This window comes from Borreliella spielmanii, assembly GCF_014201705.1.
Taxonomy (GTDB): domain Bacteria; phylum Spirochaetota; class Spirochaetia; order Borreliales; family Borreliaceae; genus Borreliella; species Borreliella spielmanii.
This window is the reverse complement of record NZ_JACHFA010000002.1, coordinates 63,931-77,786: the sequence shown is the minus strand read 5'-3', so window position 1 is coordinate 77,786 and position 13,856 is coordinate 63,931. Positions and strand designations below refer to the sequence as shown.

13 protein-coding genes are annotated in these 13,856 nt (G+C 25.1%); 5 read left to right on the top strand and 8 right to left on the bottom strand.

The features are described from left to right. Positions 1–12: 12 nt before the first annotated feature. Together rpmB and HNR35_RS02520 are read right to left on the bottom strand one after the other, a co-directional pair. A complete protein-coding gene (gene rpmB / locus HNR35_RS02525; RefSeq protein WP_006433400.1) occupies positions 13–291 on the bottom strand; it encodes a 50S ribosomal protein L28 in 279 nt (92 codons plus the stop codon). A gap of 19 nt (positions 292–310) precedes the next feature. Next, positions 311–1,873, bottom strand: a complete 1,563-nt coding sequence (locus tag HNR35_RS02520; RefSeq protein ID WP_006433640.1) for a hypothetical protein — start codon at positions 1,871–1,873, stop codon at positions 311–313. Positions 1,874–1,983: 110 nt separating this feature from the next. On the opposite strand from HNR35_RS02520, the gene HNR35_RS02515 reads away from it, so the two are divergent. Further along, positions 1,984–3,117, top strand: a complete 1,134-nt coding sequence (locus HNR35_RS02515; protein ID WP_183223716.1) for a hypothetical protein — start codon at positions 1,984–1,986, stop codon at positions 3,115–3,117. Here the strand turns inward: HNR35_RS02515 and HNR35_RS02510 are convergent. The 6 genes from HNR35_RS02510 to HNR35_RS02485 are packed head-to-tail and all read right to left on the bottom strand — an operon-like array spanning position 3,114 to position 9,176. Next, positions 3,114–4,913 carry a hypothetical protein gene (locus HNR35_RS02510; protein WP_183223714.1) on the bottom strand — a complete coding sequence of 600 codons (1,800 nt, stop codon included), beginning with the start codon at positions 4,911–4,913 and terminating at the stop codon, positions 3,114–3,116. The two genes, HNR35_RS02515 and HNR35_RS02510, sit on opposite strands and share 4 nt — an antisense overlap. A 12-nt stretch (positions 4,914–4,925) precedes the next feature. Next, the gene (locus HNR35_RS02505; protein ID WP_183223712.1) at positions 4,926–5,876 is read right to left on the bottom strand and encodes a hypothetical protein; all 951 of its coding nucleotides are present in this window, start codon (positions 5,874–5,876) and stop codon (positions 4,926–4,928) included. 33 nt (positions 5,877–5,909) lie between these two features. Next, a complete protein-coding gene (locus HNR35_RS02500) occupies positions 5,910–6,398 on the bottom strand; it encodes a CarD family transcriptional regulator (RefSeq protein WP_183223710.1) in 489 nt (162 codons plus the stop codon). A gap of 27 nt (positions 6,399–6,425) precedes the next feature. Then, a complete protein-coding gene (locus tag HNR35_RS02495) occupies positions 6,426–7,019 on the bottom strand; it encodes a hypothetical protein (RefSeq protein ID WP_006433539.1) in 594 nt (197 codons plus the stop codon). Further along, positions 7,012–7,743, bottom strand: a complete 732-nt coding sequence (locus HNR35_RS02490) for a 16S rRNA (uracil(1498)-N(3))-methyltransferase (RefSeq protein WP_183223708.1) — start codon at positions 7,741–7,743, stop codon at positions 7,012–7,014. Before HNR35_RS02490 ends, HNR35_RS02495 begins: the two co-directional genes overlap by 8 nt. Positions 7,744–7,754: 11 nt before the next feature. Further along, positions 7,755–9,176, bottom strand: a complete 1,422-nt coding sequence (locus HNR35_RS02485; RefSeq protein ID WP_183223706.1) for a S41 family peptidase — start codon at positions 9,174–9,176, stop codon at positions 7,755–7,757. Positions 9,177–9,240: 64 nt separating this feature from the next. Here HNR35_RS02485 and HNR35_RS05950 point away from each other — a divergent pair, with 64 nt between their 5' ends. Genes HNR35_RS05950 through HNR35_RS02470 form a run of 4 tightly spaced genes read left to right on the top strand, consistent with a single transcriptional unit; the run spans position 9,241 to position 13,837 of the window. Further along, complete coding sequence (locus HNR35_RS05950; protein ID WP_084790339.1) at positions 9,241–9,672, top strand: hypothetical protein; 432 nt, start codon at positions 9,241–9,243, stop codon at positions 9,670–9,672. Between the two features lie 3 nt (positions 9,673–9,675). Further along, positions 9,676–10,818, top strand: a complete 1,143-nt coding sequence (locus tag HNR35_RS02480; protein ID WP_183223704.1) for a MinD/ParA family protein — start codon at positions 9,676–9,678, stop codon at positions 10,816–10,818. After that, positions 10,818–11,804 (top strand): prolipoprotein diacylglyceryl transferase, encoded by a 987-nt coding sequence (gene lgt / locus HNR35_RS02475; protein WP_183223702.1) that lies wholly within the window; start codon positions 10,818–10,820, stop codon positions 11,802–11,804. Before HNR35_RS02480 ends, lgt begins: the two co-directional genes overlap by 1 nt. Positions 11,805–11,824: 20 nt before the next feature. Then, positions 11,825–13,837, top strand: coding sequence for an EAL domain-containing protein (locus HNR35_RS02470; RefSeq protein WP_183223700.1), 2,013 nt, complete (start codon positions 11,825–11,827; stop codon positions 13,835–13,837). The last annotated feature ends 19 nt before the right edge of the window (positions 13,838–13,856 follow it).

The following is a 13,856-nucleotide window of genomic DNA, read 5'->3' as shown; positions in this document are numbered from 1 at the left end:
TAAAATTAAAATCTATAAAAAGTTCTCTATTTTTTTGCAATTTTTTTTTAAAAAAGCATCAAGTCCTAACTTTGAAATACTTCTTAATGCACTAGCAGAAACCTTAATATTAATACTCCTTCCAAGATCTGGAATAAAAAATTTTTTATTTATTAAATTAACCTTAAAAGTTCTTTTGGTTTTTACTCCAATATGTTGTCCAGCTCCACCTTTTTTCTTGGCAAGGCCCTTTCTTGGAACATTACTTCCAAACATAGTTTTTTTCCCTGTTATCTCGCACTTCCTAGCCATTTAACACTCCTTAAAATTATTATTTTTTCTCCAAATACAAATTCATTAACTTTAAAAATAAAGCCAAACTACCCAAAACATTTTTCATTATACCTCCAAAGTTTAAATTGTTTCCATAGCTTTTAGCAAGCTCCATATCAAGCTCCTTCCAATTATAAATCAGCTCTCTTTCTAAAGAGACCTTTAAATAATCAGAAAGACAATCTTGCAAACGCTGCTCAATAGAATAAATTTTAGAATAATATTCACTTGATATAGTAAACGCCTTTTTATTAACATCTGCTATTATATTTAACAATAATTTCTCCGAAGATTTATCCCCCACAGAAGCTCTATGTAACAATGCATTTATTCTATTGCCATAACCGCCTTGCTCTCCTAAATTAGAATCAAAATCAATAAGACTTGCATAAATATTAACCAAGGAATGCATGTCATTAGACATTTCCCTTGAAAGCTCTATAAGCTTCCATTGTCCTTTAATAATAAGTAAATTAATAATATCATTAAGATCTTTTTTTACAAAATGAATAGTATATGTTCTTAAATAAACTAAAAGTTCACAATAAATATATCCTGTGGTACTCACAATTTTAGATACAATCTTTTCATTCATTTTTTCATTATAATTATCCAAATTTAACAAGGATATTCCTGGAAAAAGCTGCTCAGCTAATATTTTAGATTTGCTATTTTTTTGCAAAACTTTAATCTTTTCAATTTCAGTAGCAACATGCTTAGTAAGATCATTAAAAAAAATTCTTGCTATTGGATTAGGTTTTTGCCCAACAGAAATAGGAAAATAATCTGGATCCCCACTAACATATCTTATTAGATATAAAATTTCTTTACTCTTATTTATATCCAAAATAGAAGAAATAATCTTAATCCAGACATTTGATTTAATAGGAAAATCTTCCTTATTACCATAAATTTCTAAAATAATGTCATAAAGATTTTTCCAAATAGAAATATTTTTAATGCCAGAGATACATTCTAACAAATCTTTAAGATCATCTATAATAACTCCACAGCCTATAGAACTAAATCTGGGCCTATATATAAAATCATCTTCTGGAAGCAAGCTGTCAAAATTTTTAAGAACCAAATAGTATTGATATAAAACTAAATCAAAAAAACTATGCAAAGCTTCATAAGTTTCATCTATTAATTTAATTTGTTCTTGAGTTATGTTTTTAAACAAATAAGATAAATTATTATGTAATTTTTTGGGAAGATCTGAAGCGAAATTTATGTTATCGTTTGCAGAAAAAGAATAAATATAATCTAGGGATTTCTTCTGACTTTCATTTAAATATTTTTCAACAACAAAATGAATAATTTTATTAGAATTTTTATATCTTTGAGCAAATGGCCTTAAAGGAGAAAAAATTTTATAAAAATTATAAAGAAATCTAGAAAATTGAGGTAAAGCCTGAATTTTTGAAGCATTGAAAAAATTACTTACCCTGCTTAAACTAATTTTAACTTCTTTTAGCCTTTTTTGCTTTATTTGTTCAGAAGTAAGTTCCTTATTAATACTAAACATAGAAAGTATAAAATCAAATAAACCCAAATTCATCATCCCCCTAAAACCTTTTCAGCTCCCTTACTCTATTTCCTAATTAAACATGGAAGTCTACATTAACTATAAAAATTATACATAATTTATTGTAAAATAAAAGAAAAAACTTGAATAATTTTATGAGAATAAAAAATTTAACACTAACAGCAATTTTACTAATTAGCCTCAGCTGTTCAACAAACAAAAATATAATTATATTAACCGACAATAAAATAATACCTTTTTATATAAATCAATTTAACATCGAAAATAAACTTAATTTTATAATTAAATTTAGGAATAATATTGATCTACAAACAATAGAAAAAGAAAATGCCCAAATAATTATTTCTAAAAACATTGGAAATATAAATATTACCAACCATTTTAAATCTATAAAAATCGATTATAATCCAGATTATCCTATTTTAAAACATATTTTTAAACAATTTAATTACAAAATTATTCCATTAAGCTTTGATATTCCCATCTTAATCTATAAAAATACACACCACATTAAAAAATACATAAACATTAAATATTTAAAAGAAGAATACGAAAATTTCATTAAAGATGGAAAATTCTTTATATCACCTTATATTTCTGAAAATTTATTTTATGTGATCTCTGAAATAAATGATGTGAGATTTTCTTTTGAAAAGAATAAATTAAATTATAATGAAAATAAAATTTTAAAAATGCTAGAATATTTTTCATCATTTTTAAATGAAAAACAAATAAATTTGCAAAAAGATTTCTTCAACAAATATGGCTACCTCAAACTAAACAAAATATTGCTTAATAAAAAATCTCTTTTAATAGCGGGATTGAGCGATTTAACTTTCTATAATAGCTTAAGCGAACAAGAAAAAACACAAGTAGGATTTTCATATTTAATCAACAATAATAATGAAATTGTTATCTCAAACCCAAATTTTATTGGCATTTTAGAAACATCTATTTTAACTAAAAAATTTATCAAATGGATTTTAGATAAAAAAATCCAAAAAAACCTAATTGGATTTAATAATAAATCCCAATCAAATATATGTTTTGGACTTGCTAATGGTTTTACTCCCTATAAAGAATTGAATTTAAAAATAAAACACGAAATTGATGGAATATCTCCTTTTATTATTGATGAAACTCAAATTAGCAGCTACTCCTATGTATTAAGCAAAAAAACAATTGAAAAAGAAAACTTACTAATAAATGAATGGTTTTTCTCTAAAATTAAGAATTCAAAAAAAAATGAAAATTAAATACGCTTTTCCCTGTAATTTAAAATTATTATTTTGAAAATAAGAAAACCTAATAACGCAGAAAGGATAGCCAAAGATATGTGAACACTATTAAAAATATATATAAGAAGAGAGGTAAAAATAATTAAAAAATAATTTACAAAAAGACAAGTAATCCCCGAGAAAATAGATAGAATTAATGAGACTAAAAAAATCATGAACTTGGAATTGAAATTAAATTCTATTTTAGAAAATAAAGAGACAAAAAATGCTCCTATTAAAACTAGCAAAATAGGAGAAATTAGTAAAACTAAACTTAATGAAAAAATATTAATTAATTTCAAATTTAATATAGCAACCTTATGAAAAGCACTTGACAAATTTTGAACTTTTAAAAAAAATCCAACCTCATTAACATTTGAAAATAAAGCCAAATTTTCTACATTTTCATTAATCTTAACAACTTTTAAAACGCTTGTATCAAAACTATCCGTAGACACAAAGACTTTAGTAAGGGTAATTTCGCTCTGTTCATTATCTTTGTCTAAAACGTTTTGATATACAAAATCACCTCTCAAGGTGGCAAATGGAATTTTAATATGCAAAATAACACTTCCTGTGTTATCAAATCTAATAAGTTCAAAATTTTTTATTATTTTAGAATAATTATTTAAGGTGACAACTTTTTGCATATAAATATAATCATAAAAACCTCTATTAGAATCTGGTTGCAATAAAAATACATCATTTATTCCATAATATTCAAAATATTTTTCAATCTCGTCAAAAAAAAGATACCTCTTTCTAAGCTTTTCAAGCGATTTATTTTTATAATTCAAAATTTCATTATCACTAGGTAATAGTTTATGAAGTTTCGAGAAACCGTAATAAGCTAATTTAAATTTTTCAGTATTAAGATATAAAAAATTTTTTTGCTTTTCTTCGGAAATCAACTGCATTTTTTCTTTTTCAAAATTCCTGTTCTCATTAATAAACTTTAAAGTCAAATTTAAAAGCGCAACAAAATTATCGTCTTTTGTTGCAACATAAGCAATATAAGCAAAGTAATTGGCTGTATAATAATCGGCTTGAGAAATAAATTCATTGACAATATTAAAAAAATCTTGCTTTTTAAGGCTTTGCAAAGGATATCGTGAAAAAGTTTTTTTAACCTTTTCTAAATCAACATCATAACTTGGAATTTTACTGTATTCAGATTTCACTAAATAATAATTTGTTAAAAGCTCTTCATTATTTACATAAATAATTCGCATTTTATCATATATTCTAATCAAATTTTCAAGATATTTTCTCTTTTGTTTCATTGTATCTGATAAATCAGAAGATAAAAAAAATCTACTTGAAGATAAACTTATATCTATATTTTTAATTTTAAGAGATATTTCATTTGCTTCACTCTCAAGAAGATTATATCTATCGTAACTAAACTTATACTCATTTCTCTGGGAAATTATATAAGGCAATATTAAATTAAATATAAAAGTAAAAAAAAGCCCTATAATAAAAAACAATAGTAAAAATGAATAAAACCTAGAAAATAAATACCCGTTATACGATTTTAAATAAACCTTTATTTCTTGCCCAACAAAAAAAGCAAAGTAAATGCAAACAATAAAAATAAAAAATCCATAAAAATACTTATAAAAAAGCAAAATAGAATCAAAAAAAGCAGCTATCAATCTATGCTTTTCTAAAAAATTTTCTCCAAAAAAATAAGAATAACTAAAAATTAAACCTAGAAAAAAACATAGAAAAACAATAAAGTTGCTCAAAAATGCATATATTTCTCTTTTCATAAGCTTTAAGAATCAACTACCCTTATATAAATTATTATTCAAATCTTTGCTGATTTTAATATATTCTGAAACAAAGCCAAATAAATAGGTAGAAAAAAAAGTTAAAACACAAAAAATAAAAGGAATAAAATCAGAGATTATGCTCTTTCCTATTATTACATTATAAATCTTGGGAAACTCAATTGAATAAACATTATAAATTTTTAAAAAAAGTATAATAAAAATGGGATAAAGAAAAATTGCAAAACTATTTGAAAAAATAAGATTAAAAACATAAGAAAACGCAAATAACAATAAAGAAATTCCCAATATGTTAAAAATTAAATTTAAATAATTAAGGGAGAATAAAAAATTATTCAAAATTTTTAAATCCTTGAAAAAAAAATCAACAAAATTATTATAAATTTTTTGCTCTAAAAAATTATTCTCAATAAAATCAATTTTATTAGAATCAGAAAGATTTGATTGGTAAGAAAAACTTTTATCATTTTTACCATTCTCTGAAACAATTAAAACTCCATTAAAACCATAAAATTTAGGCTTATTGCTAGAAAATATTATTTTATCATTCAAAAAATGTACAACCTCATCTTTAAGAATAAAATTATTATTTCTATTGCTATTAATATAGTAAGAATGAAAACTATAACTAACTAAAAATCCTAAATAAGAAAACAATAATATAAGAATAAAAATAATACAATAAAAATAAAAAGTCTCTCTAGGTGACTTTAAAACCATTCCATAAAAAGGATAAGACATTCTCATAAAAGTAACAATAAGCGATAAAGGAAAAGAATAAAGATAAGCATTGTAATAAAGACTATAACTAAAAATAGAAAAATTAAAATACAAAAACTTATATTTTAAATAAAATGTACAGATAAACATTAAAGAAAAAAGGCAAAATATTAAAATAAACCTATAAATTATTAAAAAGATCAATCTTAAAGAATCAAACACAGCAAATCCTCACCCTCAAAAATTGAAAAAACTTTAAGCCTTTTTACCATCGAATAAAATATTTTTAATCTTCTTCTTAGCTTCTTCAAAGCTAATCTGCAAAGCTAAGCTAATCTCGTGCTCCAGTATTAACTCAAAATCATTTAAAATCCTTTTTTCGTAAAAAGGAAGTTCTTTTTGAGTAGATTTTTTATATAAAAATTTATATAACTTTGCTGTATCCAAAATATCGCTTTTTTTATAAAATTCATGACCACCATCTTTTATTTTTTTTGAATCTATTTGACCTTCAAACTTTTTAATAACATCAAAAACTTCTTCTACCTTTTCCCTGCTAACCAAAGCTCTAATCCCAAAATCGTCAACTTTAGCAACAGGAACCATAAAAATCATATCATTAAATGGAAAATGTATTTCATAATAATCAATAATCTCACCATTAAACTCTTTAGTTTTAATATCCTTAATCGTACCTACTCCATGCATTGGATAAACTACTGATTGATTTAGCAAAAATGCCATACTTACCTCATAAACTATATTAAAAGATCATAAAAAAACGCTTAAATTGGTCCTAATATTAAATTTATTTTCATAAAATAAATTTTCAATATATCTATCATTACAAAAGCTTATTATTACACTAGGAGTAAGTTTATTAATATTTGCAAAAAACATTTCTTTATTTCTCTTTACAGCTTTTAAATCATAATAACCAATAAAACTAATTTCTTTATGAGATTCTTTTAATCTTAAAAATTTTTTCTTTGAAATTACTTTATCCTTATCAATAATATAACATGTTTTATGGGCATTTTCTAGTATTCCCATTAAAATGAGAAGAACTGTATTTGAATCATAACAGTCAATATTAACTCTTTTAAAAATCCTACAAAAAAATCTTACAATCTTGGAATTTAAAAAAACAAGAGAAGAATTTTTAATGTGATTTCTAAACTTTTTAAAAATCAAAACCTTTAGAAAAGCCTTAAACCCAATAAAAATTACTATTGAATGATAAGGATGCCCTGAAAGATAAGCAAACCTACTTATAAGCTTACTGTGACTATCAAAAACATCTATAGGCACACCTAAAAAATAAAATCTGTCTGGTTTTGAATATATGTCTTTTAAATTAGCCATTACAATCCTCTAATAATACCTTAAAACAAGCAAGTGAATAAATAATAGCCGTATCCGCTCGTAAAACGGGAGTGTTAAATCTTACAAAATTAAAACCTTTCTCCTTAAAAAAGGCAATTTCTGAATTTGAAAAACATCCTTCAGGCCCTATTATAATTCCAATTTTGCTAAAATTATCAAAATTTTCATTCTTGCTTAAAGTCACTCCACTTTGATGAGCAACATAATATCTAGTGGTACAAAAAGAATAGGGTAAATAAAAAAAATTATTATAAAAATTAATTTTAGGAACAATTTTATTACCGCTTTGTTTTAAGGTCTCATCTATTATTTTTGAAAATCTTAAAGTTTTGGCAGATGTACTATTTATATCTATTTTAGACACAGAATGATCTGCATTAATAATATTAATTTCTGAAACTCCAATTTCAACAACCTGTCTTAAAACCGAATCTATTTTTTTACCCTTTAAACTAGAAATAAACATACTTATCTCAAAATTATTTTTTTCAATTTTATCTATTTTATTGGTAGCAAACTTAATAAAATTACTACCAATATTCACTATTTCTGACACCCTTAATTCCTTATCTTTTAAAAGAATGTTCAGCTTATCGCCCTTTTTAAGTCGTCTTACATTAACAAGATGATGATATATTCTCATATCTTTAACAATAATAAAATCACCTACTAAACAATTAGCATCTAAAACAATTTGCTTCACAATTTAATTGCCTAACTTTTAGATAAATACTCACAAGCCGCTTTTAAAGCCTTGTCATAATGTAGATTATAAATTGGTAGTTCTTTATTATTATCTTGATAGTAATTAAAAAACACATACTTGCCTAAAAATTCTTTATCAATTTTATATTTTGGATTTTCTTTAATAAGATTCTCAACAAAAAAATCAATTTCTTGTTCAGTAATAGATTTTTTACCCTTTAAAAAGCCTTCTATTAGCTTCTTATCAAAAATTTCTTTATATATTAATGCTTCCTCCTCAGAAAAGTCTGGGGATTTTATTTCCAAATCAGGCTCAATCCCAATCTTATGAATACTCTTTCCAGATGGAGTATAATACTTTGAACTTGTAATTTTAAATCCGCCAGTATAAAAAGGAACTACGTGCTGAATAAGCCCTTTGCCATAAGACTTCTCACCTATGATATAGGCTCTTTTATTATCTTTTAAGGCTCCTACAAAAACCTCTGAAGCTGATGCTGATGCTCTATCTATTAAAGCAACAATTTTTATATCTGAGGATAAAATTTGTTTTGAGCTTGCCTTATAATCAATAGGCTTAGTAGAATTTCTTGACCTTGTAGAAACAATAGTTCCTTTAGATAAAATATCATCCGCCATTTTTATAGCCGCTTGAAAATACCCTCCGGTATTAAGTCTTAAATCTAAAATTAAAGATTTAATGTTCCTATTCTTGAGATTGTCTAAAGCTTTACTAAAATCTGCAGAAGTGTGTGGATTAAAGCTCACTATTCTTATATAACCAATATCTGAATTAATAACATCATACTTGATTGTTTGTATTTCTATTTTCTCTCTTGTAAGTTCAAAATCCAATGTTAAATTTTTTCCCCTAAGAATAGACACTTTGACTTTTGTACCCTCTTTGCCCTTTAAAAGATCAACAACTTGATCTACCTCCATAGAAAAAACACTCTTGCCATCAACAGCAGTAATACAATCTCCAGATTTAATTCCAGCCTTATAAGCCGGACCTCCCTCAAAAGGTGTAACAATAGAAACACAAGCACTATTAGGATCAAGATCTTTTGTCTTGTCTTGCTTATCTTGAGAATGCATTTTTTTTATTATAGAAATTCCAATACCAACATAATCTCCTACCGTTGTTTTTGAAATTTCTTCTAAATCCTTTTTTGTCAAATATTGAGAATAAGGATCACCTAAGGCTTGAAATATTCCTTTTAAAGCGCCTTCAAAAATTACTTCATCACTTACAGGATCAACATAATTTTCTTTTACAAATTCAAAAGCTTGAATCATCATTTGCTCATAACTAGATCTTGACAACTTATTATTAGATTCATCAAAAGCAAAAATAGATTCAACAATTACTAGAGAGCTTATACCTAAAGTCAATAAAAAATACACGCATATTAAAAATTTATTTTTCATTTATTCATTCCTAATGCAAAAATTAAAACTTGATTTTATTTCCATAATATAATATTTTAAAACTATGTTAAACTCACATCCTAAAAAAAAACAAAGCCTTCAAAGAACAAAAGTAAGCCTTGTTATGCTGCAAATAATCGAAAGCCTTTTAATTTTAGTCTTACTATACCAAGCCATTAATAGATTGATTTTTATTAATAATTACTCCATAAAGTTTATGCTAACGTTTATCTTATACTCACCTGAATTTTTCATGGCCAATTTAACACTCTATTATTTTATTTATGAAAAATTTAAAATTCTTCACAGCATTATAGTAATAACTAAATTATTCCAAATAATATTAACATTATTATTATTTATCTTAGGATTTACTTTTAAAATATACGTCTATCAAACCTCTCTAGCTATACTTTTAGGAATTACAGTAGTTTATCTAGTATTTAATGTAATAATTTTAACACTAATTAAAACAAAAATAAAAACAATGGAGTAAAGCTTGATTATCATTCCTGTAGCCAGTGGTAAGGGGGGGGTTGGCAAATCCCTTTTCTCCGTAAACATAGCAATTTGCCTGGCAAATGAAGGGAAAAGTGTCTTGCTTGTTGATCTTGACCTTGGAGCATCTAATTTACACTCAATGTTAAACATTACACCAAAAAAAAGTATAGGCACCTTTTTAAAAACAAAAATTAATTTCTCAGATATTATTATTAAATCCGGAATTAAAAATCTAAACTTCATCGCAGGAGATTCAGATATTCCAGAACTTGCTAATATAGCTGTTTCTCAAAAAAACACTATAATAAGAAATTTAAAATCTTTAAAATACGATTACTTAGTGATTGATCTTGGGGCAGGAACAACCTTTAATATCATAGACTTTTTTTTAATGTCAAAAAGAGGGGTAATAGTAACAACACCAACAGTAACAGCGGCAATGAATGCATATTTATTTCTTAAAAATATAATATTTAGACTGTTATCAAGCGTGTTTAAAAAAGGAACAAAAGGAAATGAAATCCTCAAAACAATAAAACAAAATTCAATCGATCTTCAAAAAGTATATATACCTAATTTGCTGTTAAAACTAGAAAGCGAAGATCCTGAAAATTACTCCAAATTTAATAAATTGTTTAAAACAATTTGCCCTTTTATGATATTTAATATGCTCAAAGCTCCAAACGATATTGAAAAAACCGAAAAAATAATAAAATCAGCAAAAAACTATTTAAGCATAAATTTACAAAGTATTGGAGCAATCTATAAAGATGAAATAGTTGATCAAGCTTTAAATAGCAAAATCCCTATTACTATCTACAAACCTACAAGCCCAACTTCTAAAAGTATAAAAAAAATTGCAAAAAAATTGCTAGAAATTAAAGATTTAACAAATGATGCTGAGTTTTTAAACGAAGAAGATTTAAATGAAAGTTATGACTTCGTACTAAGAGAAGCTCAAGAAGAATATATTGAAAAAATTGAATATCTTGAATCGTTGATAAAAAATAAAACGATAGACAGTAGCGAAATTATTGATATAATAAAATCTCAAAAAAGAGAAATCGAAACATTAAAAAAACAAAATATGTTATTTAAAAAAAAGCTTTTTGAAAAGCTTGAAAAGACTAAGGAGGTCTAATGCCAAATTATATAAATTACCCAAGCTGGTTACACCCTGAAGTGATTCAAGGCATACCAATCACATGGTATAGCCTATCTTACATTTTTATTATATTAATTTCTTATAAATTTATTTGGTATCAAATACAATTAGATAGAATTGATATCAAAAAAGAAGATTACGAAACATTTATGTTCTCACTTGTACTTGGGGCAATTTTAGGAGGCAGATTAGCATCTACCTTGGTTTATGACCAATCAGGAATTTATTATTCTCATCCTTGGTTAATCCTTTTACCATTCGATCAACATTGGAACTTTACAGGCTTTAGGGGTATGGCCATTCATGGCGGTTTTTTAGGCGCAATTATTGCCCCTCTAATCATAATAAATACAAAACTTAAAAATACAAATGTTCAAAAATATTTTCTAAAACTAACAGACTATGGATCAATAGCTTTTTCCTCTGGATACATACTTGGAAGACTTGCTAATTTCGCAAATGCGGAACTTTATGGAAGAGTGATGAAAGGGGGAATAATATTTCCTAATGCAGAACCATTTGACACAAATATACCAGGTGTAAAAGAATTTGCATCATCCGTAGGGCTTGAAATTTTGCCTCATGATCTGCTAATCAACCTCCCAAGAATACCTTCTCAACTTATTGAAGGATTTTTCGAAGGGCCTGTAACTTTTATATTATTATGGTTTTTATTTAGAAGAATAAAAAAACATGATGGATTTGTTTTTGGTACATACATAATGCTTTACGCTTTTTTTAGATTTTTTATTGAATATTTAAGAGAGCCAGATAAAGAACTTGGATTTATAATAAACTACAAACCAATTGAAAGTCTGTCCGAATTTTCTTTTTTAAACATATCAATGGGCCAGATTCTCTCACTAACACTAATGCTCTTTGGTTTAATCTGGATAATAATAACTAAGAAAATCGCAAATAAAAAAAACAACATTAATACTAACTTGGCATACAAAAATTAAAATAAGAGCAAGCCAATAAAATGAAAGGGGTTAATAATTATCAAAATATAAATTCTGTTGTAATCTCTAAAAAAGAACTTGATGTTAGAGATCTTGTAAAACTTAAATCTATTTTCAACTTAATTCAAATCGTAAAGTCTGAAAAAGCTTTATACAGTGAATATGTAAAGCAAAATAATATTAAATTTGCCATTATTTATAATTATGAAAACCCAATAGATTTTTCAATAAACGTTGCAAATGAATTAAAAAATACAAACAAAATCCATTCCATTATAATTAGCAATGAAAAATTTGATGAGGAATATTTAAAACTTAATCACATTGAAATAATAAAAGATATTAGCGAATTAGAATATAAACAAAACTTAATACACCAAAAAAAACTATTTTGCGACAATAAAAATACAACTCTGGATTTCTTCTTAAATTTATCAGAACTCATCAAAGAAATAGTAATCATCACAAACACCGAAAATGAAATTATTTATATCAATGAAAAAGGCAGTAAAAATCTTAATCTTCCAATGAAAACCCCTGGAAATACAATCAAAGTAACTGACATAGATATTAGAGATTGGGAAAAGTTAAAAAAAATAGATTTAAGTTACCATACAAATTCTATTCCTGAATTTAAAAACATATTAATAACCGATTGTATTTTAACTTTAAAAAATAATAAAAAACTATATGTAGATGTATTTATTAGCACAATTGATCAAAACAATATTGACAAATTAATAACAATCAAAGAAATACCAAACTTTAATGAAATAGAAACCTATAAATACCTAGAAATTATTGGTTCACAAGATGAGATTCAAAATGCCAAAGAAATTGAAAAATTACTAGTAAACCATATGGATATTTATAAAAAAAAAAGAATATATTTGCTTAATTTAGACCTATCTCTAACAACAGAATATGAATATAAAGGTGATAGAGAAAAACTTAATATAAAAATACTAAAAATAATATATTTAAAAATAATGTCATTATACTCTGAATATATTTTCAAGCTAAAAAATAATAATTTAGTAGTAATTATATGTACAAATGGTGATGAAAAACAAATACTCTCAATTGCAAAAAAAATCAAAAAAACAATTTTGCTGGCATTAAAAAAAGAAGGTGTTATTATATTCCAATTCAATATCGGAATAATAGAAGTAAATCTAAGAGAAAACTTGGAATTCAAAATCCCTAAATTAATGATGGCTACAAAAATATCATCGGAATACAAAGACTCTAATCCTATTATATACAAAGAAGAACTACCAGAAGCGGTGATCTTAAAAAATCAAAATAAAATCTTTCAATATATACTCAAAGCAATAAAAAATGATTTTTTTACTCTTTATTATCAAAAAATAAATCCTCTTAAAAAGAACTTAAAGCCTAAAATAGAAATCTTGACAAGACTTTTTGACCACATGGGCAAACCAATTCCAAGCGATCAAATTTTCAGCTTAATAGACAAATATAATTTAACCGTTGAGGTTGATAAATTAGTGCTTAAAAAGGCTTTAAGAGAGTATAAAAGTTTTGTATCAAAAAATGGAATTCACGTTTTCTCAATTAATATATCTCCTTATTCACTAAAATCCCAAAACTTTCGAATCTTTTTAAGAGATACTTTGTTAAAAAGCCAAATTCCACTTCAAAATATATGCCTAGAAATAACAGAAACTGGAATTCTTGAAAATTTTGAGATAATAAATAAATATTTTCAAGAATTAAAAAGTTTTGGAATCAAATTAGCACTTGATGATTTTGGAAGCGGACATACATCACTCTCATATATTAAAACACTGCCAATAGACTTGCTTAAAATAGATGGGTCTTTCATAAAAGCAATAAACTCTAGTGAAATAGATTTTGTAATAATACAATCTATTAAAAAAATAGCGGATACAAAAAATATAAAAATTATTGCCGAATTTGTATATAATGAAGAAATATTAAAAAAAATAAATGAACTAGAAATAGACTATGGACAAGGATTTTTATGGCACAAACCAGAACCAATATAAATTCTAAAAGACAGCAAAA

Excerpts from the sequence above, each read along its gene's own strand:
- HNR35_RS02500 (WP_183223710.1), bottom strand. The coding sequence starts at position 6,398 with ATGGCATTTTTGCTAAATCAATCAGTAGTTTATCCAATGCATGGAGTA.
- HNR35_RS02495 (WP_006433539.1), bottom strand. The coding sequence starts at position 7,019 with ATGGCTAATTTAAAAGACATATATTCAAAACCAGACAGATTTTATTTT.
- HNR35_RS02520 (WP_006433640.1), bottom strand. The coding sequence starts at position 1,873 with ATGAATTTGGGTTTATTTGATTTTATACTTTCTATGTTTAGTATTAAT.
- lgt (WP_183223702.1), top strand. The coding sequence starts at position 10,818 with ATGCCAAATTATATAAATTACCCAAGCTGGTTACACCCTGAAGTGATT.
- HNR35_RS02485 (WP_183223706.1), bottom strand. The coding sequence starts at position 9,176 with ATGAAAAATAAATTTTTAATATGCGTGTATTTTTTATTGACTTTAGGT.
- HNR35_RS02470 (WP_183223700.1), top strand. The coding sequence starts at position 11,825 with ATGAAAGGGGTTAATAATTATCAAAATATAAATTCTGTTGTAATCTCT.
- HNR35_RS05950 (WP_084790339.1), top strand. The coding sequence starts at position 9,241 with ATGTTAAACTCACATCCTAAAAAAAAACAAAGCCTTCAAAGAACAAAA.
- HNR35_RS02510 (WP_183223714.1), bottom strand. The coding sequence starts at position 4,913 with ATGAAAAGAGAAATATATGCATTTTTGAGCAACTTTATTGTTTTTCTA.
- rpmB (WP_006433400.1), bottom strand. The coding sequence starts at position 291 with ATGGCTAGGAAGTGCGAGATAACAGGGAAAAAAACTATGTTTGGAAGT.